The sequence below is a fragment of the Variovorax sp. AC194 genome (assembly GCF_979257995.1).
On the sequence record NZ_OZ409823.1, the window covers coordinates 2,307,395 to 2,333,541 of the forward strand.

A 26,147-nucleotide genomic window follows, 5' to 3' on the forward strand; every position below is an offset into this window, starting at 1 on the left:
ACGGATCACATCCCAGATGACCACCCCCAGTCCCGTTCCCGCCACCACCCATGACCAGATCGGCAAGCGCTTCTCGCGGCTGAACGCGGCGCAGCGCCGCGCGGTGTACCAGAAGATCCGCGCCGAGGGCTTCACCATCGGCCAGTTTCCGATCACCCCGCGCGAAGAGGCCGCGCAGGCGGCCTGCGCGCCGTCGTATGCGCAGATGCGCCAATGGTTCCTGTGGCAACTGGAGCCGGGCAGTTCGGCGTACCACGTCTCGGGGGGCCTCCAGCTCGAAGGGCGGCTCGATGTCGAGGCGCTGGAGGCGAGCTTCGCCGCGCTGGTCGCGCGCCATGAATCGCTGCGCACGGTGTTCGCGGCCGATGCGCAAGGCGTGGTCGAGCAGCGCGTGTTGCCGGACGCGGGATTCGACATCTCCTTCGTCGATCTCGCAGCCCTGGATGGCGCGCAGCGCGAGGCACGCACCGCCGAGGAAGCGCGGCGCATCTGCGACACGCCTTTCGACCTGACCGCCGGCCCGCTGCTGCGCGTCGGGCTCGTCCGCCTCGGCGCGAACGAACACGTGCTGGTCGTGGTGATGCACCACATCGTGTCCGACGGCTGGTCGATGCGCGTCGTGGTGGACGAGTTCGTCGCGCAGTACCGGGCGCGCGTCGAGGGCCAGGTGCCGGCGCTCGCGCCGCTGCCGATCCAGTACGCCGACTACGCGCTGTGGCAGCGGCACTGGCTCGAAGCCGGCGAGAAAGACCGCCAGCTGGAACACTGGAAGGCGCAGCTGGGGGCTGCCCATCCGGTGCTGCAACTGCCGACGGACCATCCGCGCCGCGCCGACGGCAAGTACCGCGCCGCGCGCCACGACATCGCGCTCACGCCGGCACTGGCCGCGTCGCTTCGCAAGCGGGCGCAGGCCGAGGGCGCCACGCTCTTCATGGTGCTGCTCACGGGTTTCCAGGTGCTGCTGCACCGCTATACCGCGCAGCCCGACATCCGCGTGGGCGTGCCGATCGCCAACCGCCACCGCGTGGAGTCCGAAGGCGTCATCGGCTTCTTCGTCAACACCCAGGTGCTGCGCAACGAGCTCGATGGCCGCACCAGCCTGCGGCAGGCGCTCTCGCACACCCGCGAGGCGGCGCTGGGTGCGCAGGCGCACCAGGACCTGCCGTTCGAGCAGCTGGTCGAGGCCCTGCAGCCCGAGCGCAGCCTGAGCACGGCGCCGCTGTTCCAGGTGATGTTCAACCACCAGCGGCAGGACCACGGCGCCCTCGAAAACCTGCCCGGCCTCGCGCTGCAGGACTACGCGCTGGGCGAGCAGCCGGCGCATTTCGAGCTGACGCTCAGCGGCACCGAGGACGGCGCGGGCCAGGTGCGGCTGAACTTCGACTACGCGCGCGAGCTGTTCGATGCACAGACGCTCGAACACATGGCGGCGCACTACGTCGCCGTGCTGGTCGCGCTTGCGGAGCGCCCCGACGCCCGTATTGGCGACCTGGACCTGCTGGCCGCCGGCGAAACGCGCCAGCTCGTGCAATGGGGCGTCAACCTGCGCTCCGACGGCAACGCCGAGCCGGTGCACCGCCTCATGGCGCGGCATGCGAAAGAGCGCCCCGACGCCACCGCGCTGATCTTCGGCGACCGCACGATGAGCTACGGCGAACTCGACCGCCGCGCCAACCGCCTGGCGAACCGGCTGGTCGCGCTCGGCGTGAAGCCGGAGACCCGCGTGGGCATCGCGGTGGAGCGTTCGATGGAGATGGTGGTGGGCCTCGTCGCCATCCTGAAGGCGGGTGGCGCCTACGTGCCGATGGACACCGAGTACCCGGTGGACCGGCTGGCCTACATGGTCGAGGACAGCGGCATCGCGCTCCTGGTGACGCAAAGCCATCTGCGCGCGCGCGTGCCGGTGAACGCCGGCGTGCAGGTGCTCGAGCTGGACACCGCGGACCTCGACGGCGAGAGCGCCTTCGCACCCGAGGTGCCGGTGCACGCCGGCAACCTCGCCTACATCATCTACACCTCCGGTTCCACCGGCATGCCCAAGGGCGTGATGGTCGCGCACGGGCCCTTCGCCGCGCATTGCGTCGACACGGCCGTGCTCTACGAGATGGGGCCGCGTTCGCGCGAGCTGCATTTCCTGTCGTTCTCGTTCGACGGCGCGCACGAGCGGCTTTTCACCGCGCTGGGCTGCGGCGCCTCGCTGCTGCTGCGCGACGCCTCGCTCTGGACCGCCGAGCAGACGCTCGATGCCATGGCGCACCACGGCGTGACCAACGCCGGCTTTCCGCCGGTCTACTTGCGCCAGCTGGCCGACTGGGCCCGCGACACCGGCCGCTGCCCGCCGGTGCAGCTGTATTCGTTCGGCGGCGAGGCGATGTCGCGCGAGAGCTTCGACGCGGTGCGCCGGTACCTCAAGCCGAAGATCCTCATCAACGGCTACGGGCCGACCGAGGCCGTGGTGACGCCGATGCTGTGGAAGGTGGCCGCCGATGCGAGCTTCACCGAAGGCTATGCGCCCATCGGCCGGCCCGTGGAAGGCCGCAAGGCCTATGTGCTGGACGGCGACCTCAACCGCGTGCCGCGCAACGTGGCCGGTGAGCTGTACCTGGGCGGCACGGGCCTCGCCCGCGGTTACCTGCAGCGCGCGGGGCTGAGCGCCGAGCGCTTCGTGGCCGACCCGTTCGACGAGACACCCGAAGGGGGCGGCCGCCTCTACCGCACCGGCGACTGGGTGCGCTGGCGCGAAGACGGCCAGCTCGAATACCTGGGCCGCATCGATCACCAGGTGAAGGTGCGGGGCTTCCGCATCGAGCTGGGCGAAATCGAGGCGCTGCTGCTCGCGCAGCCCGAGGTGCGCCAGGCCGTCGCGGTTGCCGTGAACGCCGTGAGCGCCGTGAACGCCGCCAACGGGCCGAACGGCACGCGACTGGTGGGCTACGTGTCGCCCCGCGCCGGCGCGCGTGCGGATGCGGCCGTGCTCAGGGAGCGGCTCGCGCGCGCGCTGCCCGACTACATGGTGCCCGCGGTGATCATGGTGACCGACACGCTGCCGCTCGCACCGAGCGGCAAGGTCGACCGGCATGCGCTGCCCGAGCCGGCGGCCGAAGCGGCGCGCGCCTACGAGGCGCCGCAGGGTGCCGCCGAAGAGGCGCTCGCGAAAGTCTGGTGCGAGGTGCTGGGCCTTGCGCAGGTCGGGCGCAACGACAACTTCTTCGAGCTCGGCGGCGACTCGATCCTGAGCCTGCAGATCGTCGCGCGGCTGCGCCTGGCGGGCTGGAAGTCCACGCCCAAGCAGATCTTCGAGCGCCAGACGGTGGCGCTGCTCGCGGGCGCGATCGAGCCGGCGGGCGATGTGAAACGGCCGGCTGCAAGCGCCGCGGAAGGCGCCGTGCCGCTGCTGCCGTTCCAGCGCGAGTTCTTCGAGATGGCGATGCCCGCGCGACACCACTGGAACCAGTCGGTGCTGCTGCAAAGCCGCGAGCCGCTGCAGCTGCCGGCCTTGCGCCAGGCGCTGCGCGCCGTGGTGCAGCACCACGACGGCCTGCGCCTGCGCTTTCGCCAGGACGCTCAGGGCGACTGGCAGCAAGGCTACGAAACCGTGTCCGACAACGAACTGCACGAGTTGCTCTGGGTGCGCCGCGCGGCCGATGCCGCGCAGCTCGAAGCGCTGTGCGACGAGGCGCAGCGCAGTCTCGACCTCGCGCGCGGCTCGCTGATCCGCGCGCTGGCCGTCGAGCTGCCGGGCGGCCAGGCGAGGCTGCTGCTGGCGATCCATCACCTGGTGGTCGATGGCGTGTCGTGGCGCGTGCTGCTCGAAGACCTGCAGCTGGCGTACCGCCAGGGCCTCGTGGGCTCGCCCATCGTGCTGCCGGAGAAGACGAGCAGCTACAAGGACTGGTCGCTCGCCCTGCAGGGCTACGCGGCGGATCATGCCGACGAGCTGGACCACTGGCGCACGCTGGCGCAGGTGCCGGCGGCATTGCCCTGCGCGCATCCGCAGGCATCAAACGCCGTCAAGGACCAGCAGACCATCGAGCTGCAGCTCGACCGGGCCACCACCGAAGCCTTCCTGAAGGACGCGCCCGCGGCCTACCGCACGCAGGCCAACGACCTGCTGCTCACGGCGCTCGGCCGCGCGCTGTGCGTGTGGGGCGGGCATTCGCAAGTCCTGGTGGATCTCGAAGGCCACGGCCGCGAGGACCTCTTCGCGCACATCGACCTGTCGCGCACCGTCGGCTGGTTCACCGCGCTGTTCCCGGTGGCGCTCGCGCCGCAGGGCGAGATCGGCGAGGCCGTCAAGCGCGTGAAGGAGAGCCTGCGCCGCGTTCCCAACAAGGGCGTGGGCCACGGCGTGTTCAAGCATGCGGGCGATGCCGCGCAGCGCAAGGCGCTGCGGGCGCTGCCGAAGGCGCAGGTGGTGTTCAATTACCTGGGCCAGTTCGACGGCGCTTTCCGTGACGATGCGGGAGAAGGCGCGCAGTGGACTCCCGCGCGGGAAGAGGGCGGCGCGCAGGTGGACGACGGCGCACCGCTTACGCACGAGTTTTCGGTCAACGGCCAGGTGTTCGACGGCCAACTGCGGCTGAGCGTGAGCTTCAGCCGCGCGCGCCACGATGCCGAAGCAGTGCTGGGTTGGGCGCGGCGCTTCCAGGAGGAACTCGAGGCATTGGTGCGCCACTGCGCAGGCGGGCCCCTCGGCGTGACGCCCTCGGACTTTCCGCTGGCCAGGCTCGACCAGCAGGCGCTCGACGCGTTGCCGGTGGCGGCCGCGCGCCTGGCGGACCTGTATCCGCTGTCGCCGATGCAGTCGGGCATGCTGTTCCAGACGCTGCTCGAGCAGGGCGGCGGGGCTTATCAGAACCAGCTGCGGCTCGATTTCAAAGACCTCGACGCCGCGCGTTTCCGCGCGGCCTGGGAGGCCGTGTTCAAGCGCCATGACGTGCTGCGCACCGGCTTCCTGCAGCGCGAAGGGCGTCCGCTGCAATGGATCGACCGCCACGCGCAACTGCCGTGGCGCGAAGAAGACTGGCGCGAGCGGAACCCGTCGTGCGAGGACATGGCCGCGCTGGCGCAGGCCGAGCAGTCGCGCGGCTTCGCGTTGGCGGAGGCGCCGCTCGCGCGCTTCGTGCTCGTGCGCACCGGCGCGCGCAGCCATCATTTCATCTGGACGGTGCACCACCTGCTGCTGGACGGCTGGAGCACCTCGCAGCTGCTGGGCGAAGTGCTGCGCCACTACGGCGGCCAGGCGCTGCCCGCGCTCGCGGGCCGCTACCGCGACTACATCGGTTGGCTGCAGGCCCAGGACGCCGCGGCCAGCGAAGCGCACTGGCGCCGCGAGGCGAGCCGCCTCGAAGGCCCGACGCGGCTGGTCGATGCGTTGCCCAAGCCAGCCGTCGCAGGGACCGGCTACGACAACCTGCGCCACGCGTTCGATGCCGAGGCCACCGGGCGGTTCGTGGCGTTCGCCAAGCGCGAGCGCGTCACGATGAACACGCTGGTGCAGGCGGCCTGGGCGCTGCTGCTGCAACGCTACAGCGGGCAGCGCGCGGTCGCCTTCGGCTCGACCGTGTCCGGTCGCCCCGGCGAACTGGCGGGCGTGGAGCAGCTGGTGGGCCTCTTCATCAACACGCTGCCGGTGATCTGCACGCCGCAGCCCGGCCAGGCCGTGGGTGACTGGCTGCGCGAGCTGCAGGCGCAGAACCTGGACGTGCGCGAGCACGAGCACACGCCGCTCTACGAGATCCAGCGCTGGGCGGGCTCCGCGGGGCCGGGGCTGTTCGACACCATCGTGGTGTTCGAGAACTACCCGGCCGACCAGGCGCTGCGCGAGAACATGCCGGGCGGCATGACGGTCGACGTGATCGGCCAGCACGAGGAGACCCACTATCCGATGACGGTGAAGGTGGTGCTCTCGCCCGCGCTGGTGCTGCAGTTCAACCACGACCGGGCGGTGATCGGCGAGCGCGAGGCCGCGGCCATTGCGCGGCACATGAGCCAGTTGCTCGAAGGCCTGGTTGCGGATTCGTCGCGTGCGCTGGGCACGCTGGAACTGCTGGACGATGCGGAGCAGGCGCAGTTGCAGCAGTGGGGCGCCAAGGCCGATGGCCGAGAAGATGCGGACGAGGCGACGCTGTTGCACCGTCTGGTCGAACGTCAGGCTGCGCTGCACCCGGAGGCGCCCGCGCTGTCCTTCGAGACACAGACGCTCGGCTACGGCGAACTCAACCGCCGGGCCAATCGGCTGGCGCATCACCTGATCTCGCTGGGCGTGCGTCCCGAGACCCGCGTGGGCGTGGCGCTGGAGCGCGGCATCGAGCTCGTGGTGGCCTTGCTGGGCATCCTGAAGGCCGGCGGCGCATATGTGCCGCTCGATCCCGAATACCCGGCCGACCGCATCGCCTACATGGTGGAAGACAGCCGCCTGTCGCTGGTGCTCACCCAGAGCCACCTGCAGGATTCCGTCGCGCTGCCCGCCGGCGTGGCCGTGCTGCCGCTGGACACCACGGACTTCAGCAATTACCCCGACACGAATCCGAGCGTGGCGCTGAGCGCGGACAACCTCGCCTACGTGATCTACACCTCCGGCTCGACCGGCCGCCCCAAGGGCGCCCAGCTGTGCCACCGCAACGTGACGCGCCTGCTGTCGCAGACGGACGCATGGTTTCACTTCGGCCCCGAGGACGTATGGACCCTGTTCCACTCCTACGCCTTCGACTTCTCGGTGTGGGAGATATTCGGCGCGCTGTGCACCGGCGGCAAGTTGGTGGTGGTGCCCTACTGGGTCAGCCGCTCGCCGGAAGACTTCCTGCAGCTGCTGCGCACGCAGCGCGTGACGGTGCTCAACCAGACGCCCTCGGCCTTCGGCCAGCTGGCCAGCCTGCCGCAGGCACTGTCGGAGCCGCTGGCACTTCGCGTCGTGATCTTCGGCGGCGAAGCACTCGAGCCGCAGCGCTTGCGCACATGGATCGAGCACCACGGCGACCAGCAGCCGCAACTGGTCAACATGTACGGCATCACCGAGACCACGGTGCACGTGACCTACCGTCGCATCACCGCCGCGGACATCGGCCCGCAGCGCAGCCCCGTGGGCATCGCGATCCCCGACCTGGGCCTGCGCGTGCTCGATGCGCAGCTCAACGCGGTGCCGCTGGGCGTGGCGGGCGAGCTGCACGTCTCGGGCGAAGGCTTGGCGCGCGGGTACCTCAACCGTGCCGGCCTCACTGCCGAGCGCTTCATCGCGGCCGAGGACGGCAGCCGCCTGTACCGCACCGGCGACCTGGTGCGGTGGAACGAACAGGGCCAACTGGACTACCTGGGGCGCATCGACCACCAGGTGAAGGTGCGGGGCTTCCGCATCGAGCTGGGGGAGATCGAGGCGCAACTGCTGGCGCAGCCCGAGGTGCGCGAGGCGACGGTCATCGCGCGCGAGCAGGCGGGCGCGACGATGCTGGTGGCGTACCTGTCGGCGCAGGCACATCACGCGATCGACACGCCGGGCCTGCGCGCGCGGCTGGGCGAAGTGCTGCCCGACTACATGGTGCCGGCCGCCTTCGTGGTGTTGCCGACCTTGCCGCTGAACGCCAACGGCAAGGTGGACCGCAAGGCGCTGCCCGAACCCGAGCGGGCCAGCGAGCGAGCCTATGAGGCGCCGCAGGGTGAGATCGAAGTGGCCCTCGCAGCCGCGTGGGCCGACGTGCTCGAAGTCGCGAAGGTCGGCCGTCACGACGACTTCTTCGAGCTCGGCGGGCATTCGCTGTCGGTGCTCAGCGTACAGACGCGCATGCAAAGGCAGTTCTCGTCGATGCAGGTGCCGCTGAAGGTGTACTTCGAGCATCCGACGCTGGCCGCGCTCGCGCAGGCGCTGCAGGCGATGTCGCGCACGGTGGAAAAGGAAGAGGCCACGGATCTTGCGCAGATGGCCGCGTTGCTCGCAGAGCTGGAGGATTGATGCAGATCGAAAAACAGGCCATTGCAGACCGCTTCGCACGGCTGCCGCGGGACAAGCAGAAGATTTTTCTCGATGCGTTGCGCAAGCAGGGCGTGGATTTCGCGCGGCTGCCGATCGTGCCGGCCGCCGGCGCGCAGGACGCGGCGGCGCTGTCGTATGCGCAGCTGCGCCAGTGGTTCCTCTGGGAGCTGGACCCCGCAAGCACGGCGTACCACATCAACGGCGCGCTGAAGCTGCGCGGCGCGCTCGACGTGGCGGCGCTGAAGGCGAGCTTCGCGGCGCTGGTGGCGCGCCATGCGTCGCTGCGCACCGTGTTCCGTCCCGACGGGCAGGGGCTGAGCGCGCAGCGGATTCTGGAGCGCATCGATTTCGACATCGAGACGATCGACCTGCAAGGCCTCGCGCCGCAGGCCGCGGAGGACGGCGCGCGCGAAGCGGCGCAGCGCCTGACCGACACGCCCTTCGACCTCACGCGCGGCCCGCTGCTGCGCGTGGGGCTGCTGCGGCTGGCGGCCGACGTGCATGTGCTGGTGGTGGTGATGCATCACATCGTCTCGGATGGCTGGTCCAAGCAGATCCTGGTGGACGAGTTCATGCAGCAGTACCGCGCGCGCGTGCGCGGCGAGACGCCCGCGATGGCGCCGCTGCCGGTGCGCTATGCCGACTACGCCGCGTGGCAGCGCAACTGGCTCGAGGCGGGCGAGAAGGAGAGACAGCTCGCCTACTGGACCGAGCGGCTGGGCACCGCCAACCCGGTGCTGCAACTGCCGACGGACCGCAGCCGCCGGCCCGACGGCCGCTACCAGGCGGCGGGGCACACCGTCGAGCTGTCGCGCGAACTCGTGCAGCAGCTGCACCAGCTCGCGCACGGCAACGGCGCAACACTTTTCATGGTGCTGCTCGCGGGCTTCCAGGTGCTGCTGCATCGCCACAGCGGCGAGCGCGACATCCGCGTGGGCGTGCCGGTGGCGAACCGCACGCGCGCGGAGATCGAGGGCGTGATCGGCTTCTTCGTCAACACGCAGGTGCAGCGCAACGTGATGGACAGCCGCACGCCGCTGTCGAAGGTGCTGGCGCAGACCAAGGAGGCGGCGCTGGGCGCGCAGGCGCACCAGGACCTGCCGTTCGAACAACTGGTGGAGGCCCTGAGGCCCGACCGCAGCCTGAGCGTGAGCCCGCTGTTCCAGGTGGTGTTCAACCACGAGCGGATCGATGGGCGGGCCTTTGCGCAACTGCCGGGGATCGAGGTCGAGGGTTATGCGCTCGGCGATCCGGCGGCGCAGTTCGAGCTGGTGCTCAACACGAGCGAGGATGCGGACGGACGGGTGAATGCGCTCTTTGCGTATGCGGCCGAGCTGTTCGATGCCGAGAGCATCGAGCGGATGGCGGGGCACTACGTTTCGATCCTGGGCGCGCTGGCCAGCCGCGGCGAACAGGCCGTCGGCGATGTCGATCTGTTGGGTGCCTCCGAGAAGGCGCAGCTCGCGCAGTGGAGCGTGAACACGCATCGCGAGCCCGGCTTGCAACCTGTGCACTGCCTCATCGAGGGCCATGCCAGTTCACAGCCCGGGGCTACGGCGTTGCTGTTCGCCGATGAAGCCCTGAGCTTTGCCGAACTCAACCGCCGCGCCAACCGCCTGGCCCATCGGCTGATCGCGCTGGGCGTGGGTCCCGATGTGCTCGTGGGCATCGCGATGGAGCGCAGCGTGGAGATGGTCGTGGGCATCCTGGCCATCCTCAAGGCCGGTGGTGCTTATCTCCCGCTGGACCCCGAATACCCGACGCAGCGTTTGGCCTACATGGTCGAGGACAGCGGCATCGAACTGCTGCTGACCCACCGCGCCACGCGCGATCACATCGCTGCGCGCGAAGGCCTCACCTTCCTCGAAGTGGCAGACCTCGACCTCGCCAATGAACCCGAGAGCGATCCGCAGGTTGCCCTGCACGGCGAACACCTTGCCTACGTCATCTACACCTCCGGCTCCACCGGCCGCCCCAAGGGCGCAGCCATCCGCCACGATGCGCTGCACAGCTGCATGGCGTGGATGCAGCGCGTTTACGGCCTCGGCCGCGAAGACACGGTTCTGCACAAGGCCCCGTTCGGCTTCGACGTCTCGTGCTGGGAGCTGTTCTGGCCCATGACCGCCGGCGCCCGTCTGGTGGTGGCCAATCCGGGCGATCACCGCGATCCCGAGCGGCTGGTGCAGCTGATCCAACGCCACCAGATCACCACGCTGAACTTCGTTCCGGCGATGCTGCAGGCGTTCCTCGCGCACCCGGGGATCGAGGCGAGCACGCGCCTGAAGCACATCATCTGCGGGGGCGAGGCCATGCCCTCGGAGACGCAGAAGGAAGCCTTGCAGCGCCTCGGAGGCGCGACGCTGCAGAACCTGTACGGCCCGACCGAGACCACCATCCACGTCACGCGCTGGACCTGCAGGGACGATGGGCAGGCGCTGGTGCCGATCGGGCAGCCGATCAGCGACACGCAGGGCTATGTGCTCGATGGAGAACTGAACCTCGTGCCACGAGGGGTCGCAGGAGAGCTGTACCTCGGAGGCGTGAGCCTTGCGCGCGGTTACCTGAACAAGCCCGGCTTGAGCGCAGAGCGCTTCGTTGCAGACCCGTTGGGCAGCGGCGGCAGGCTGTACCGCACGGGCGATCTCGTGCGATGGAACGAGCAGGGCCAGCTGGAATACCTGGGCCGCATCGACCACCAGGTGAAGATCCGGGGCTTCCGCATCGAACTCGGGGAGATCGAGGCGCAGCTGCTGTCGCAGCCTGAGGTGCGCGAAGCGGTCGTGGTGGCCCGGCAGGCGTCAGGCGGCGGCCGCGCCTCGCTCGTGGGCTACGTCGCGGCGCATGCCGGGCAGGTCGCCGACAGCGTCGTCTTGCGCGAGCGCCTGGGGCGCGTGCTGCCCGACTACATGGTGCCGCGCGCCATCGTCACGCTGCCTTCGCTGCCGCTGAACGCCAACGGCAAGGTCGACCGCAGCGCGCTGCCCGATCCCGAAGCGCTCGGGCGCGAACGCGCGTTCGATGCGCCGCAGGGCGAGGCCGAAGAGGCGCTGGCGGGCATCTGGCGCGAGGTGCTGGGCGTGGCGCGCGTGGCGCGCGACGACAACTTCTTCGAGCTGGGCGGCGATTCGATCCTGAGCCTCAAGCTCATCGCCAAGGTCCGCCAGCAACTGCCGGGCGGCAGCCAGTTGGGCCTGGCCGACGTGATGCAGGCGGGCAGCCTCGCCGCGCTGGCCGACCGGTTGCAGCAGCGCCTGGGCGATTCGCACCACGCGGTCTGCCTCAATGCGGGCGGTACCGGCGGTGAGGGCGGTGCGGGCGTGCCGCTGTTCTGCATGCCGGGGCTGATCGTCAACACGCGCGAGTTCCAGGTGCTGGCGCGCGCGCTCGAGAGCGACCGGCCGGTGTACGGCTTCGTGAGCCACGTCTACACCGCCAAGCGCTGGCGCGGTTTCGCGATCCGCGAGCTGGCGGCCGAGTACGCGGACTTCATCCTCGCGACGGCCACCGGCGGGCGCTGCGCGCTGCTGGGCTGGTCGCTCGGCGGCGATCTGGCCTTCGAGGTCGCGCGGCAGCTGGAAGGGCGCATCGAGGTCGCATTCATCGGCGCGGTGGACGTGTTCGAGACCGAGCCGATGGTTCCCGCCGGCACGCTCACGGCAGCGCAGCGCGCGCGGGCCGACGAGGCGCTGGCCGAGTGGCTCGCGCGCTCGGAGATGGCCGCGCAGTGGAAGGCGCTGATGGCGCGCATGGACGCGCGCGAACGCGACTGGGTGGCCGAGCAGATGCTCGACCCCGCGCAGGCGTTTCCGTCGGACGGCGCGGGCGACGAAGCCGCCGAATACCTGCTGTGGGCGACGCTGGACAGCCGCGTGCAGTCGATGCGCTATGCGTACGCATCGTCGGCGCGGCCGGTGCACGTGTTCCAGGCCGACAGCTCGCTGCGCAGGGACGGCCGGCTGCGCGACTGGTCGGCCCACGCGCCGGTGGCGGCGAGCGACGTGCTCGAGAACGCCGATCACCTGGACATCATTCGCCTTCCGCGGTTGAGCGCGCTCGTGAAGCAGCGGCTGCTGGCCGCCGACGCCGCGTAGTTTTTTTCTTTCGCGGCGCCTTCGGGCGCGGCATGAAAAAAGGCCGGATGCCTCGTGGGCATCCGGCCTTTTTGCCGTGCGGCGCTCGCTGCTTACCAGCGGTAGGTCGCGGTGGCGAGCACCTTGCGCTGGTCGCCGTAGTAGCAGCTCTGCGAAGGCGTGTCGCAGTTGGCGATGTAGGTCTTGTTCGTGAGGTTGCGCACGTTGAGCGCGAGGCTCCAGTGCTCGAAGTCGTAGCCGACCATCGCGTCCAGCAGCGTCACGCCGGGCACCTTGATCGGCGAGCCGCCGCCGTTGCCGCGCGTGGGGCCGGTGTAGCGCACGCCCAGGCCGACCTTGATGCCGTTGGTGAAGCGGTAGTCGCCCCATGCCGACAACTGATTGCGCGCCACGGCGTTCGCCTGCTTGCCGATTTCCTCGGGGCGCGCGCTCGATGTGACGATGGCGCGCGGCGTGTAGCTGTACGACGCGGTGAGGTTCATGCGATCGGTGGGCTGCGTCGTGGCTTCCAGTTCCAGGCCGCGCACGGAGATCTCGCCCGTCTGCTTGGGCTGGAATTCGGTGTCGTAGCTGATGTAGTTCTTGCGGCGCAGGTCGAAGATGGCCGCGCTGAAGCTGTTCTTGGTGCCCGGCGGCTGGTAGCGCAGGCCCACCTCGTACTGGCGGCCCGATTCGGGCTTGAAGGGCTCGTTGGTGACTGGGTCGACCACGCCGGTCGGCTGGAACGATTCGGAGTAGCTCAGGTAGGGCGCCCAGCCGTTCGGCGCCAGGTAGACCAGGCCCGCGCGGCCGGTGAACTTGTGGTCGGACACGGTGGTCGAGGTGCCGTCCAGGCGGCTGAAGACGCTGCTCTTGGCCGTGTCGTAGCGCCCGCCCAGCGTGAGCTGCAGCGTGTCGCGCCACTTGATCTGGTCCTGCAGGTAGACGCCGGTCTGGGTGAGGCGGGTGGCGTTCATCTCGTACGGGTCCGGAATCTCGAACGGGCCGTTGAAGTAGTACGGGTTCGCGATGTTCAGGTCGGGCGCGGTGCCGCCGCTGTAGCTGTTGGTCTCGAAGTTGTTGTGCTGGTAGTCCACGCCCACCAGGATCTTGTGCTTCCAGTCGCCCGAGCGCACATCGACCTGGGCCTGGTTGTCCATGGCGAAGGCGCGCACCGATTCGCGGCTGCCGAAGAGGCTGCGCGAGAGGTTCTGGAAGTTGACCGGATCGAACTCGTCGTCGGGGTTGACCGTGGTGAAGCTGGGCGCCTGCAGGCCCCGGTAGTCCACCTTCAGGCGGCCGGCGCGCGCGCTCTGGCGGAAGGTGACGGTGTCGTTGAAGCGGTGCTCGAAGTTGTAGCCGAACAGTTCCTGGTCCTGGTTGAAGTGATCGAAGTAGGGGTTGCCCTGGAACAGCTTGGCCGGGATGAACGTGCCGATGGCGCTGGGCACCAGCGAACCGGCCCACGGGCGGTTGCGCGTGTAGACGCCAGCACGGTTGCGCATGACCTGCGCGTACAGCGTGAGCGTGGTGTCGTTGGTGATCTTCCAGGTGAGCGAGGGCGCAAGGTACGTGCGGTCGTCGGCCATCTTGCCGGCCGGCAGTTGCGCATCGCGCAGCACGCCGGTCAGGCGATAGAGCACCTTGCCCTCGGCGTCCAGCGCGCCCGAGAAATCGCCAGCGACCTGGCGGTGGTTGTTGGTGCCGACCTGCAATTGCAGTTCGCGGATGGGCGTAGCCGTGGGGAGCTTGCTGACCACGTTGACCACGCCGCCCGGGCTGCTCAGGCCGTAGAGCACCGAGGCGGGGCCGCGCAGCACTTCGATGCGTTCGGCGCCGTAGTTCTCGGTCTTCCAGACCGAGAAGCTGTTGGCGTTGCGCAGCGGCAGGCCGTCTTCGTAGAAGCCGGGGCTGTAGGCATCGAAGCCGCGCACGGCGATCCAGTCGTAGCGCGAGTCGGAGCCGAAGGGCGCGATGTTCACGCCCGGCGTGTAGCCCAGCGCATCGCGCAGCCGCGTCGCGCCGATGGCCTGGAAGCGGTCGGCCGTGATCACCGACAGCGACTGCGGCGTCTCGATGATCGGCGTGTCGGTCTTGGAGCCGGCCGTGCTGCGGCGGGCGAGGTAGCCGTTGACGTGGCCGTTCTCTTCCGCATCGGGCGTCACCGTGACCGACGGCAGCGCAGCGCCCGTGCTGGCGTTGGCCGGGGCGGGTTGCGCGTCCGTCTGGGCCGAAGCCGACAGGCCCCAGAAGGTGATGACAGTTCCGAAGGCCGCCGCGAGCGAGGCATTCAGCAGGCGTTGGCGAGGCAGGGGAAGAGTGCGCATGAGTAGGACAAATGGTGGATGAATGGGTAGACCGCGCGGATTCTAATGAGAATGGTTCTTATTTTGGTCGGGCTGTGGAATCACATGGGTACAAATGACGCATTTCCACGACAGGACCCGTTCTCTTGCCGCCGGATGCAGGCCGCACGCGGGCGGCCGCAAGCTTCAAAGCGTTGCCGACAGCGGCCGCCCAGAGATCGCCGCCGCGTCGTCGCGCGGCAGCCAGAGCGCATCGCAGAAGTAGCGCTCGCGCAGCATCATCACGAGCATCGCGCGCTTGTGCGGCAGGTCGAATTCCTTGACCTTCGCGTAGCCCGACTTGTCCAGGTTGCGGATCTGCTGCACGTGGTCGATGCGCGGCTCGCCCATCGCACGCTGCGTGCGCGGGTCGCAAAGAAAGATGTAGTGCGAGATCGAGGTGAGCCAGGCCGTCGCGTACGCCTTGCCGCGGAACGCGGGCTCGCCCACCAGCACATGCCACCCGCGGTCGTGGTCGTCCACGTCGTAGAAGGGCGCGATGCGGCTTTCCTTGGCCCAGTACATCTCGAAGTAGGCAAAAGGCTCGCCGTCGAAGCTCGCGATCATCGAGTACATGTGCGGATCGCGGTCGATCGCCTCCAGGTAGGCGCGGTGCTTGTCCAGGTCGCCTTCCTCTTCCCAGATCTTGGCCACGTCGGGGTCGTTCATCCAGCGGTTGAACAGCGGCAGGTCGCGCTCGAAGTCGATGCTGCGGAACGAGAAGGTCTTGCCCAGCCACGGAATGAAGCGCTGGTAGAGCACGCCACGCGGCTTGGGCGGGCGCACCGGATGGCGCTTGCCGTGGGTCAGCGCGTACTGCAGCGCGATGGGCGCGGTCGCCGCGTGCACCGCGGGCAGCCACATCCGCGCGTGCTGCCACAGCATGTCGCGCCAGGCCCGCGCCTCGGTGCCGCCCGCGATCGGCAGCAGCACGCCAGATTGCGCAAGCTCCGCAAAGCGTCCCGCGTCGGCCACGACGATCGAGTGGTTCGCCGGATGGTGCGCGAACGCGGCCTCCAGCGCCGCGAGCAGATGCGTCGCCGCGCCCGGGCCGGTGGTCTCGCCCTCGACCTGCGCGAGCGCAAGGCCCGGGGCAGCGGCCGCGGCGGCGACGTTGGTGATCCTCCACTGCGACAGCGCGCCGGTCGCGCGCGTGCGCACCATCAGGCTCGCGCCTTCGAGCGTGACGTCGTGCGCCTGGCCGTCGGCGTACGAAATCAGCGGGTTCTTCGGTCCCGTGTCTGCAGCCGGGGCCGGCTGCGGTGTGACGAGCGTCATAGGTCTCCTTGGGTGTTGTGTGCGTCGTGCGTGCCGTGCGTGCCGTGCGCGCCGCGCGTGACGTGTGCATCGGATGGGCGCCGGATGTGCGGGGCCAGCAGCGCCAGCCCCTGGTGCATGGCCGGGAAGAGGCTGCGGTTGAAGTTGTTCCAGCGCAACTCCAGGATCGTGTCCTCGGGGCCGATGTCGGTGCCGAGCACGTCGAAGATCACCTCGCCCGAGTCGATGCCGTTGTCCACGTAGTGCAGCGAGGCGCCGGTCTTGCGCACCGTCGGCACCGTCGTCTTCTCCATCGTGGTCCAGTTCGTCACCTTCTGGCCGCGCACGCCGTGCAGCGCATCGAGCGTCGCGCACGCGCCGCGGCGCTCATACGGCGACTCGATGCGGGTGATGCCCGGATGGATGTTGACGATCTTGCGATGGAAGTGCGCGCCGGGTCGCACCAGCTCGTCCAGGATGACCAGGAGCCCGTCGAGCACGACCGCGTCGGCCTGCAGCGTGAGGAGCTTGTCGAGCAGCGCACGCTCGAAGGCGCTCTTGCCCGCGGCGCGCTCGGCCTTGGCGTCGAGCGGCAGGCGTCGGTATGCCGAGGGCACCGGATGCAGCATGTCGCGCAAAAGCCGCCCCTGCGCCCGCAGGTCCTTCGGAAAGATCCACTTGCGCTCGGGGTGCCAGGCGAAGCCGTAGTCCTGCAGCGCCGCCTGGTCGCGCGGCGACTGCGCGTCGTCGTCGTAGACGATGCCTTCGAGCGAATAGGCCTCGCCCAGCGGCGTGGTGTCCAGCGCCTCGGCCAGGTATTCGAGCGGCGACTTCATGTAGCGCTGCGCGCCCTTGTAGTCGATGTGCTGGCCTGCCTTGTCGGCGGCGGCGTTTCGCAGGGACAGGATGTAGACGAGCTTTGCCTTGGGCATGGGTGTGGGATGAAAGATGGACGTTGAAATCGGCACGGCACCCCCGTGGGGCGGGCGCGCCTCCAAGGGAGACGAAATCGCGCCGGATCTGTTCATCGCACCAGCGTTGCGCCGTGCGCGGCGCATGCGGCGTCAGGCGTCAGGCGTCTCGGTTTCGGTCTCGCGGTGCGCCGGCGCGAGCGGGCACGCGCCGCAGTAGTCCTCGCCGGGCAGCAGGTGATAGAGGCAGCACTGCCGGTGCAGCTTCACCGTGTCGTAGTGGTCGTCGTGGAACATGCGCACTTCGCGCTGCCGCCCGTGCAGCGGGTTGTCGAAGCCCCGTTCCGGTATCGGCTCGCCGCCGCAATGGCGCGAAGGCCAGACCGGATCGCGCACCAGCCGCGCCCAGTCCTCGGCGATCGCCGGCAGCCCGGTCAGTGCCAGCGCCTGCTCGAAGACCACGTCGAATTCGCGCGCCGCGTTGCCCCAGAGGATCTTGGGCGCGAGCCGCGTCAGCCGTGCCAGCGTCTCGAAGAGCGGCGCCAGGTGCTGCCAGAGCAAGGGCGCGTAGCGCATGCTCGTCGGCGCACCCGGCATCGGCGCGCCCGTGTGCAGGATGTGAAAGCGCACGGGATTGCCGTCGTCGTCCAGCACCACCCATGTCTCGTCCGCGCCGATGGGAAAGACCTGCTCCAGCACCGTCGCGGCCGCGATCACCGGCGGCAGCAGCGCCGCCAGGTATTCGAGGCTCCAGGCCGAGGCGATCGGGCGCAGGTCGCGCCCGTCGCTGCGGCGAAAGCGGGCGCTGCGGCGCATCACGGCCATCAGCGCGTCGGGCGCGAGCAGGTCGGCCACGCGCACGGCGCCGGCCGGTGCGACCGGCGCGCACTGCAGCCTTTCGCCGAACGGCCGCAGGTCCTCGCCCTCGAAGAGCGGCTCCAGGATCGGGATCATGGGTGCGTGGGCCGCAAGGCGGGGAGACGGTGCGCGGAGTCCATCCAGGAAAGACGCGCCAGCCGCCCGCATGTTCATGCGCCATCCCGTTCCGGCTGCCCACGGCGCCGGCCGCGTGAACATCGGCGAGGCCGGATCGTCTATGCAAGGAGCGGCGTGATGCCGCCGGGGCCGTGCCTTCGGGCAGGGTCGTTCTCCAATCGTTTTACGGTCCGGCGGCGGGTGTCCGTGCCGCGCGGCCGCTGTGTCGCCTTCACGGGCGGAAAGAGTTCTCGTATGTCATCTGCCAGTGGCAATGCCGCGGAGGTCCGGCGCCTGCTGAAACCCTTCGCACCCTGGTTCGTGCTGTCCGCGGTCACCGGCATCGCCGCGGGCGTCGCCACGGTCGCGCTGCTGCGCACCATCAACCAGGTGCTCAACCAGCAAGGCGGTATGGCCGGCGGCCTGTTGCTCACCTTCATCGCGCTGTGCGGCGTCGCGCTCTTCGGCCGCATGGCCTCGGACGTGTCGACCAACTTCGTCGGCCAGCGCCTGGTGGCGCAGGTGCGCAAGAGCCTTGCGCAGAAGATCCTCGCGGCGCCCATCGACGCGCTGGAGCGCTACCGCACGCACCGCCTGATGCCCGTGCTCTCGCAGGACGTGGACATGATCAGCGACGTGGCCTTCGTGCTCTCGTCCACGCTGATCGCGATCGCCGTCGCGCTCGGTTGCCTGGTCTACCTGGCCATTCTTTCGCTGCCGCTCTTCGCCCTCCTGGTGGTAATGCTCGCGATCGGCGCCACGATCCAGATCATGGCCCAGGCCCGCGCCGAAGTCGGTTTCTGGAAGGCGCGCGAATACGAAGACCAGCTGCACAAGGCCTACCGCGCGATCAGCGAGGGCGCCAAGGAACTGCGCATGCACCGCGCGCGCCGCACGCACATGTTCGGCGGCCAGATCGAGCGCATCGTGGACATCATCCGCAGCGTCAACGGTCGCGCGATCAACACCTACGTGATCGCCTCGGCCTTCGGCTCGGCGCTCTTCTTCCTGCTGATCGCGCTCATCCTGGGCTGGGCCGCGTTCCGCAACACCGACCCCGCGGTGCTCAGCGGCTTCGTCCTCGTGCTGCTGTTCCTGAAAGGCCCCATCGATTCCATCGCCCTCGCGCTGCCCAACGTGGGCCGCGCCAAGGTCGCGTTCCAGCGCATCGCCGACCTCTCGGCGCGCTTTGCCACGCCCGAGCCGCACCTGCACCTGGAGCACCCGGCCAGCATCGCCGCGCTCTCGCACGGCATCGGCATGCGCGGCGTGCGGTATGCCTTCGAGCCGGCCGAGGGCAGCGAGCCCTTCGTGCTCGGCCCGATCGACCTGCAACTGCGCCGCGGCGAGATGGTGTTCGTCGTGGGCGACAACGGCTCAGGCAAGACCACCCTCATCAAGCTGCTGCTCGGCCTCTACGCGCCGCAGCAGGGCGAGGTGCTGCGCGACGACGCCGTCGTGACGCCCGAGACCCGCGACGACTACCGCCAGCTCTTCACCACCGTGTTCTCCGACTTCTACCTCTTCGAGGACCTGGTCGCGAACCACAAGGGCGAGGAGAGCGCGCAGGCCCTGCCGCAGGCGGCGCTGCCCTACCTGCAGCGCCTGGAAATCGCCCACAAGGTGAGCGTGAAGGACGGCTCGTTCAGCACCGTGGACCTCTCCACCGGCCAGCGCAAGCGTCTCGCGCTCGTGCACGCCTATCTGGAAGGCCGCCCGGTGCTGGTGTTCGACGAATGGGCCGCCGACCAGGACCCGACCTTCCGCCACCTGTTCTACACCGAGCTCCTGCCCGAGTTGCGCGCCAAGGGGCACCTGCTGGTGGTCATCTCGCACGACGACCGCTACTTCCACCTGGCCGACCGCGTCATCACGATGAAGTCGGGCCGCATCGCGGAAGACCGCGCGCGCGCGCCGCAAGGCCTTGCCGCGTGAAGGCGCCCAAGCGCTTCATTCACGCCGCCGTTTCGTTCACCGCCCCGAATCTTCGATGCCGTGCATCCGCGGGCGTTCGCACATCACCACAGGAGTCGACATTCCATGCAACACATCCATGACCTGATCGGCGTCGGATTCGGTCCGTCGAACATCGCGCTGGCCATAGCGCTCGAAGAGAAGCGCCATGGCGCCAAGCCGGTGGATGCCTTGTTCATCGAGCGCCAGCCCAGCTTCGCCTGGCATCCGCACATGCTGCTGGACCAGGCGCACATGCAGATCTCGTTCCTGAAGGATCTGGCCACGCTGCGCAACCCGACCAGCCGCTTCACCTTCATCAACTACCTGCACGAGAGCGGCCGGCTGCCGGACTTCATCAACCTCAAGAGCTTCTTTCCGAGCCGCCACGAGTTCAACGACTACCTGGGCTGGGCCGCACGCCAGTTCGAGGCCTCGTGCGCCTACGGGCAAGAGGTGTTCGAGGTGCTGCCCGAAAAACACGGCGGCGAAGTCTCGCTGCTGCGCGTGCGCTCGCGCGGCGACGACGGGCGCGTGCAGGAGCGCCTCGCGCGCAACCTGGTGGTGAGCGTGGGCGGCACGCCCAACATTCCCGAGGGCTTTCGCGCGCTGCGCGGCGATGGCCGCGTCTTCCACTCCAACAGCTACCTGAAGGACATCGCGCGCCACGGCCAGGCCCAGCGCGTCGCGGTCATCGGCGCCGGCCAGAGCGCGGCCGAGATATTCATGGACCTGCAGGGCAGGCCCAACGCGCCGCAGGTCGACCTCATCATGCGAGCGCGCTCGATCCGCCCGGCCGACGACAGCGCGTTCGTCAACGAGGTCTTCAATGTCGAATTCACCGACTACGTCTACAGCCGCCCGCAGGACGAGCGCGCCGCGCTGCTGGACGAGGTGTCGCAGACCAACTACGCGGTGGCCGACCTCGACCTGATCCAGCAGATCTTCAAGGTCTTCTACGACCAGAAGGTGGCGCGCGGCAACCGCCTGCGCATGCTGCGCCAGCACGACGTGCGCGCGGTGCGCGCCGCCAGCGACGGCGTGCACCTGCAGCTGTTCGACCAGGACGCGGGCCGCGAGAGCAGCGTGCGCTACGACGCCGTGGTGCTCGCCACCGGCTACATGCGGGAGCACCACAAGGACCTGCTGCAGCCGCTGGCGCCGTACCTGGGCGACTTCTCGGTCGACCGCTACTACCGCCTGGCGGCCACGCCCGACTTTCATCCGGGCATCTTCCTGCAGGGCGCCTGCGAAGACAGCCACGGCATCAGCGACACGCTGCTGTCGGTGACCTCGGTGCGCACCGGCGAAATCGGCAACGCGCTCCTGGCCGCCATGCCGCGCATGCGCAGCAGCGCGCGCAGCGAATCGACGCTCGCGCAGATCTAGCCCGCCTTCTTCCGTCCGGCGTGCCGTCGTGGCCGCGCCTGCCCCGTCGCTTCGTTCGCGGCGGGCAGGGGCGATTTGCGGCTTGCACGCCTTGCCTCCTCCCCATGCGCCGAATCGTTCCTCTCCTGCTTCTCGCCCTGCTGTCGGTCACCGCCGGCGCTGGCTACCTCTGGGCGCGCCGCCCGGCCACCGACGTCGAGTCGGTGCCGGTGGTGCGCGCGACCATCGAGTCGAGCGTGACGGCGCTCGGCACGCTGCAGCCGCGGCGCTACGTCGATGTGGGCGCGCAGGTCTCGGGGCAGATCCTGCGGCTGCTCGTGCAGCCGGGCGATGCGGTGCAGAAGGGACAGTTGCTCGTTGAGATCGACCCCAGCGTGCAGCGCGCGACCGTCGATGCGGGCCGCGCCTCGCTCGCGGGCCTGCGCGCGCAGCTGGCCGAGCAGCGCGCGCAGCACCGGCTCGCCAGGCAGCAGCACGCGCGCCAGCACCGCATGGCCGCCGACGGTGCCACGCGCGAGGAAGACGTGCAGGGCGCCGAGGCCGCGCTCGCCTCGGCGGCCGCCCGCATCGACAACCTCGCCGCGCAGATCGCGCAGACCCAGGCCACGCTCAAGGCCGACGAGGCGCGCCTGGGCTACACGCGCATCTTTGCGCCGATGGCCGGCACGGTCGTCTCGGTCGAGGCGCGCGAGGGCCAGACCCTCAACGCCACCTACCAGACGCCGAACGTGCTGCGCATCGCCGACCTCTCGTCGATGACGGTGTGGTCCGAGGTGTCCGAGGCCGACGTGCGGCGCGTCAAGCCCGGCATGCCGGTCTACTTCACCACGCTGGGCGCCGACCAGCGCCGCTGGCACGGCAAGGTGCGCCAGCTGCTGCCCGCGCCGCCGACGCCGGCGCCCAAGGCCGGCGGCGCCGAGGGCGGCTCCGCGCCGCAGACGGCCGCGAGCAAGGTCGTGGTCTACACGGCGCTCTTCGACGTGGACAACGCCGATGGCGAACTCATGCCGCAGATGACCGCGCAGGTCGCCTTCGTCGAGGCGTCGGCCGAGGACGCGGTCTCGGTGCCCGCGAACACGCTGGTGCCGGTGGCGGGCGGCCGTGCCGACCGCACGGATCGGGCCTTGGTGCGCGTGTTGCATGCGGACGGATCGGTGCAGACGCGCGAGCTGCGCATCGGCGTGCGCAACCGCGTCGCCGCGCAGGTGCTCGACGGCGTGCAGGTGGGCGAGCGCATCGTCACCGTCACGGCCGAGCGCAAGGCGGCCAGGCCTTGACGCGCGAGGTGCCTGCGGCGGGCGTGCCGCTGATCGAGCTGCAGGACATCCGCAAGTCCTACGGCCCCGCGGCCAGCGAAAGCGCCGGGAGTGCCGAGGGTGCCGAAGGTGCCGAGGGTGCCGAGGGTGCCGGATCCCCGCCGCCGGCGATGGTGCTGCGCGGCATCTCGCTGAAGCTCTTCGCGGGCGAGTTCGTCGCCATCGTGGGCGCCTCGGGCTCGGGCAAGTCCACGCTCATGCACATCCTCGGCTGCCTGGACCGGCCCAGCAGCGGGCGCTATCTCTTCGAGGGCGAGGACGTGGCCGGCTTCGACGCCGATGCGCTCGCCTGGCTGCGCCGCGAGGCCTTCGGCTTCGTGTTCCAGGGCTACCACCTCGTGCCGACCGAGTCGGCGCGCGAGAACGTGGAGATTCCCGCGCTCTACGCCGGCATGCCCGAGGCCGAGCGCCGCGTGCGCGCCACCGCGCTGCTCGAGCGGCTGGCCATGGGCGCGCGGCTGGACCACCGGCCCGGCCAGCTCTCGGGCGGCCAGCAGCAGCGCGTGGCCATCGCGCGCGCGCTCATGAACGGCGGGCGCATCATCCTGGCCGACGAGCCCACCGGCGCGCTCGACAGCCAGAGCGGCGCCGAGGTGATGAAGCTGCTCAACGAGCTGGCCGACGCGGGCCACACCGTGATCCTCATCACGCACGACCGGAACGTGGCCGCGCAGGCGCGGCGCGTGATCGAGATCCGCGACGGGCAGATCGTGGCGGATTCGGGGGGCGCGCCGCCGGTTATCGCCACTTCATCTGCTGCACCGGCTGCACCGGCCGCTTCAGCCGTATCGCGGCGCAACGCCCGCCACGCGCCCCAGGCCTCGCTCGCCGCCGACCTGCACGAGGCCGCCCGCGCCGCCTGGCGCGTGATGTGGAGCAACCGCTTTCGCACCGGCCTCACGCTCTTGGGCATCGTGATCGGGGTGGCCTCGGTGATCGCGATGCTCGCGGTCGGCAGCGGCTCGCAACAGCAGGTGATGGCGCAGTTCGAGACCTTCGGCGTGCGCACCATGTTCGTGGCCGCGCGCGAGGGCAGCGTGCGCGCGCCCGGCGCGCCGCTCACGCTGGCCGATGTCGAGACGGTGCGCGGCCTGGCGAACGTGGAGGCCGTGGCGCCCTACATCGAGGACCGCGTGGTCGTGCGCCGCGGCAACGTCGACCATGCGGCCGAGGGCGGCGGCACCACCGTGGGCTTTGCGCACGTGCTGGGCTGGGGCGTGAGCGAAGGCCTCATGTTCGACGAGGCCGACGAGCAGCGCGTGGCCAAGGTCGCGGTCATCGGCCAGACCGTGCGCCGCGCGCTCTTTGCCGACGGCACCGATCCGATCGGGCAGGACGTGCTCATCGACAAGGTGCCCTTCCAGGTCGTGGGCGTGCTCGCCGCCAAGGGCACCAGCGACGGCGAGGACCAGGACGATCGCGTGGTCGTGCCGTTCTCGGCCGCCGCCGCGCGCCTCTTCGGCCACCAGAACCCGACCTGGATCGGCGTGCAGGTGCGCGACATGGAGCAGGCCACCCGGACGGCCGAGGCGATCGAGACCGAGCTGGCCGCGCGCCGCCGCGTGCGCGACGTGCGCGTGTGGAACCGCGTCGAGGCGATCCGCGTGCAGTCGGCCACCGCGCGCGCGATGACGATGATGCTCGGCCTGATCGCCGCGATCTCGCTGGTGGTGGGCGGCATCGGCGTGATGAACGTGATGCTGATGACGGTGCGCGAGCGCACGCGCGAAGTCGGCATCCGCATGGCGACCGGCGCGCGCCAGACCGACATCCTGCGCCAGTTCATGACCGAGGCGGTGCTGGTGACCTCCGTGGGCGGCACGGTGGGCGTGGCCGTGGGCCTTTTCATCGTCGCCGCGCTGATGCTGGCCGGCGTGCCGGTGGTGTTCTCGCTGCTCGCGAGCATCGGGGCCTTCGGCTGCGCGGTGCTGACGGGGCTCGCGTTCGGCTTCATGCCCGCGCGCAACGCGGCGCGGCTGGACCCGGTCGTGGCATTGGCGTCGCAATGAACCGATTCACACACCCGACCGGATGGCGCGGCCTCATGCCCCTGCTGAGCGTGTGCATGTGCGCACTGTTGTCCGGCTGCGCCGCGACGGCGAACGACCCGCAGCCGAAGGGTGTGGAGCCCCCCGCAGCGTGGCGCAACGCCCAGGCCGGCGCGAACGGCGCCGCCATCGTCGATGCGCACTGGTGGCGCAGCTTCGGCAGCGGCGAACTCGACGCGCTGATCGAAGAGGCCCAATCCCGCAACCAGGACCTCGCGACGGCGCTGGCCCGCGTCGATGCCGCGCGGGCGCAGGCCCGCATCGCCGGGGCGGCCCTCGCGCCCGACCTCTCGGGCCGCCTCGATGCGGCCCGCGAAGCGCGCATGGGCGGCCGCGCGGACGTCGACGGCAACACCAGCTTCATCGGCTTCGCGGCAAGCTACGAGCTCGACCTCTGGGGGCGCCGCGGCGCGCTGCACCAGGAAGCATTGAAGGGCCTGCGCGCGAGCGAGTTCGACCGCGATGCGGTGCGCCTGGGCGTCGCGGCGGAGGTCGCCTCCTCGTGGCTGCAACTGCGCGGCCTGCGCGAGCGCGAAGCCATCGCACGGGACAACCTGGCGAACGCGCAGCGCGTGCTGCAGCTGGTGGAGGCGCGAAGCCGCGCCGGCGCGGTCACACCGCTGGACCTCGCGCAGCAGCGCGGACTGGTCGCCGCGCGGCAGCGCGAACTGGCGGCTTTGCAGCGACAGGCCAACGATGCCGAAACCGCGCTGGCGCTGTTGCTGGGTGCACCGGCGCTGCCGCCTGCATTGCGCGCCGAGCGGCAAAAGGGCGTACGGGGCGTGCAGGGCGTCACGCGTCTTGCATCGCTGAACATGCCTTCGATTGATGCCGGCATTCCCGCGCTGGCGCTCACCCGCCGTCCCGACATCGCGCGCGCCGAGGCCCGCCTGGCGGCCGCCGACGCGAACCTGCAGGCCGCGCGCGCGGCGCTGCTGCCGGGCGTGCGCCTCGGCGCCACCATCGGCCTGCAGGGGCAGGCGCCGGGCCGGCTGATCGACAACCCGCTCTACAGCCTCGCGGCCGGCGTCGTGGCGCCGATCTTCGACGGCGGGCGGCTGCGGGGCGAACGCGACCTGTCCGAAGCGCGGCGCAGAGAGCTCGTCGCGGGTTATCGGGCCGCGATCCTCGGTGCGCTGGCCGAAGCGGAGACCGCGCTCAACGCCGTCGCGGGCACCGATGCGCAGGCCTCGGCGCAGGCCGAGGAACTGCTGCAGGCGCACCGCGCCGCAGAACTCTCGGAGTCGCGCTACCGCGCGGGCGCCGAGACGCTGCTGGTGCTGCTCGATGCGCAGCGCACGCTCTACGCCGCGCAGGATCTTGCCGTGCAGTTGCAGCAGCAGCGCCTGCAGGCGCGCGTGGCGCTGTACCGCGCGCTCGGCGGCGGGTGGCGCGGCGATGCGGCCGCGCCGCTGGCGCAGGGCGGGGCCTGACGGCGCCGGACCGCGTGCGCCGCGTGCACCGCTTGCACCGCGCCTTCCCCCTGTGTGCGCCCGCTTCTTCGGAACAGTCCGGAATGAACATATGCCGCGCTCCTTCGTCAATACCAGAACGAGGTCGAATCCGGCCACAGACGAAGGCAGTCGACGATGACCACCCGAACCCATGTTCCTGCAAATCCTGCTTTCGATACGGCATGGGCGCTCTTCTGCCAGCTGCACGACACGCCCTCGCGCGCGCATGCGGACCAGCTCGTCGTCTGGCTGGCCGAGAGTCCCGGCCACGTGCGCGCGCTGGACGAGGCGCTGACGCTGTGGGCGCTCGCGGGCGCCGCGCTGATGAAGCCCGTGCTCGACGAATCGCTGCGCGCAGGTCCCGAGCTGCAGTGAGCGGCGCAGCGGCCGCGCATCCCTTTGCTTTTCTTCTTCACGACGCACGGCGGCGGGCGGCGCGTTCCGCCGCGCCGTGCGCCCGTCA

The 26,147-nt window shown here is 70.1% G+C and carries 12 protein-coding genes; 8 read left to right on the plus strand and 4 right to left on the minus strand.

All coding sequences use genetic code 11. The annotated features are described in order from the left end of the window. Window positions 1-16: 16 nt before the first annotated feature. Both ACZYRS_RS11255 and ACZYRS_RS11260 read left to right on the plus strand, forming a co-directional pair. Complete coding sequence (locus ACZYRS_RS11255) at window positions 17-7,945, plus strand: amino acid adenylation domain-containing protein (protein WP_463419326.1); 7,929 nt, start codon at window positions 17-19, stop codon at window positions 7,943-7,945. Further along, window positions 7,945-12,057 carry an amino acid adenylation domain-containing protein gene (locus ACZYRS_RS11260; protein WP_463419327.1) on the plus strand — a complete coding sequence of 1,371 codons (4,113 nt, stop codon included), beginning with the start codon at window positions 7,945-7,947 and terminating at the stop codon, window positions 12,055-12,057. The genes ACZYRS_RS11255 and ACZYRS_RS11260 overlap by 1 nt, the downstream gene beginning before the upstream one ends. Window positions 12,058-12,149: 92 nt before the next feature. Here the strand turns inward: ACZYRS_RS11260 and ACZYRS_RS11265 are convergent, their stop codons facing one another. From ACZYRS_RS11265 to fhuF, 4 genes are all read right to left on the minus strand, one after another. Next, window positions 12,150-14,363, minus strand: a complete 2,214-nt coding sequence (locus tag ACZYRS_RS11265) for a TonB-dependent siderophore receptor (RefSeq protein ID WP_463419328.1) — start codon at window positions 14,361-14,363, stop codon at window positions 12,150-12,152. 165 nt (window positions 14,364-14,528) lie between these two features. Beyond that, a complete protein-coding gene (locus ACZYRS_RS11270; protein ID WP_463419329.1) occupies window positions 14,529-15,659 on the minus strand; it encodes a GNAT family N-acetyltransferase in 1,131 nt (376 codons plus the stop codon). Beyond that, entirely contained in the window at window positions 15,656-16,570 is a 915-nt protein-coding gene (locus ACZYRS_RS11275; RefSeq protein ID WP_463419330.1) for a formyltransferase family protein, read from the minus strand. Before ACZYRS_RS11275 ends, ACZYRS_RS11270 begins: the two co-directional genes overlap by 4 nt. A 132-nt stretch (window positions 16,571-16,702) precedes the next feature. Further along, a complete protein-coding gene (gene fhuF, locus ACZYRS_RS11280) occupies window positions 16,703-17,503 on the minus strand; it encodes a siderophore-iron reductase FhuF (RefSeq protein ID WP_463419331.1) in 801 nt (266 codons plus the stop codon). 276 nt (window positions 17,504-17,779) lie between these two features. Here fhuF and ACZYRS_RS11285 point away from each other — a divergent pair, with 276 nt between their 5' ends. From ACZYRS_RS11285 to ACZYRS_RS11310, 6 genes are all read left to right on the plus strand, one after another. After that, the gene (locus tag ACZYRS_RS11285) at window positions 17,780-19,459 is read left to right on the plus strand and encodes a cyclic peptide export ABC transporter (RefSeq protein ID WP_463419332.1); all 1,680 of its coding nucleotides are present in this window, start codon (window positions 17,780-17,782) and stop codon (window positions 19,457-19,459) included. A gap of 105 nt (window positions 19,460-19,564) precedes the next feature. Next, window positions 19,565-20,866: a lysine N(6)-hydroxylase/L-ornithine N(5)-oxygenase family protein gene (locus ACZYRS_RS11290; RefSeq protein ID WP_463419333.1), complete on the plus strand. Its 1,302-nt coding sequence runs from the start codon at window positions 19,565-19,567 to the stop codon at window positions 20,864-20,866. A 104-nt stretch (window positions 20,867-20,970) separates the two neighbouring features. Continuing rightward, window positions 20,971-22,143 carry an efflux RND transporter periplasmic adaptor subunit gene (locus ACZYRS_RS11295; RefSeq protein ID WP_463419334.1) on the plus strand — a complete coding sequence of 391 codons (1,173 nt, stop codon included), beginning with the start codon at window positions 20,971-20,973 and terminating at the stop codon, window positions 22,141-22,143. Next, on the plus strand, window positions 22,140-24,191 hold the full coding sequence (locus ACZYRS_RS11300; RefSeq protein WP_463419335.1) for a MacB family efflux pump subunit: 2,052 nt from the start codon (window positions 22,140-22,142) through the stop codon (window positions 24,189-24,191). The genes ACZYRS_RS11295 and ACZYRS_RS11300 overlap by 4 nt, the downstream gene beginning before the upstream one ends. Before the next feature lie 35 nt (window positions 24,192-24,226). Further along, entirely contained in the window at window positions 24,227-25,663 is a 1,437-nt protein-coding gene (locus ACZYRS_RS11305) for an efflux transporter outer membrane subunit (protein ID WP_463419336.1), read from the plus strand. A 156-nt stretch (window positions 25,664-25,819) separates the two neighbouring features. Further along, window positions 25,820-26,059 carry a hypothetical protein gene (locus tag ACZYRS_RS11310; RefSeq protein ID WP_463419337.1) on the plus strand — a complete coding sequence of 80 codons (240 nt, stop codon included), beginning with the start codon at window positions 25,820-25,822 and terminating at the stop codon, window positions 26,057-26,059. The last annotated feature ends 88 nt before the right edge of the window (window positions 26,060-26,147 follow it).

What these genes read in the sequence shown, in the direction of transcription:
- ACZYRS_RS11255 (WP_463419326.1), top strand. Translation starts at nt 17, where the DNA reads ATGACCACCCCCAGTCCCGTTCCCGCCACCACCCATGACCAGATCGGC.
- ACZYRS_RS11260 (WP_463419327.1), top strand. Translation starts at nt 7,945, where the DNA reads ATGCAGATCGAAAAACAGGCCATTGCAGACCGCTTCGCACGGCTGCCG.
- ACZYRS_RS11265 (WP_463419328.1), bottom strand. Translation starts at nt 14,363, where the DNA reads ATGCGCACTCTTCCCCTGCCTCGCCAACGCCTGCTGAATGCCTCGCTC.
- ACZYRS_RS11270 (WP_463419329.1), bottom strand. Translation starts at nt 15,659, where the DNA reads ATGACGCTCGTCACACCGCAGCCGGCCCCGGCTGCAGACACGGGACCG.
- ACZYRS_RS11275 (WP_463419330.1), bottom strand. Translation starts at nt 16,570, where the DNA reads ATGCCCAAGGCAAAGCTCGTCTACATCCTGTCCCTGCGAAACGCCGCC.
- fhuF (WP_463419331.1), bottom strand. Translation starts at nt 17,503, where the DNA reads ATGATCCCGATCCTGGAGCCGCTCTTCGAGGGCGAGGACCTGCGGCCG.
- ACZYRS_RS11285 (WP_463419332.1), top strand. Translation starts at nt 17,780, where the DNA reads ATGTCATCTGCCAGTGGCAATGCCGCGGAGGTCCGGCGCCTGCTGAAA.
- ACZYRS_RS11290 (WP_463419333.1), top strand. Translation starts at nt 19,565, where the DNA reads ATGCAACACATCCATGACCTGATCGGCGTCGGATTCGGTCCGTCGAAC.
- ACZYRS_RS11295 (WP_463419334.1), top strand. Translation starts at nt 20,971, where the DNA reads ATGCGCCGAATCGTTCCTCTCCTGCTTCTCGCCCTGCTGTCGGTCACC.
- ACZYRS_RS11305 (WP_463419336.1), top strand. Translation starts at nt 24,227, where the DNA reads ATGCCCCTGCTGAGCGTGTGCATGTGCGCACTGTTGTCCGGCTGCGCC.
- ACZYRS_RS11310 (WP_463419337.1), top strand. Translation starts at nt 25,820, where the DNA reads ATGACCACCCGAACCCATGTTCCTGCAAATCCTGCTTTCGATACGGCA.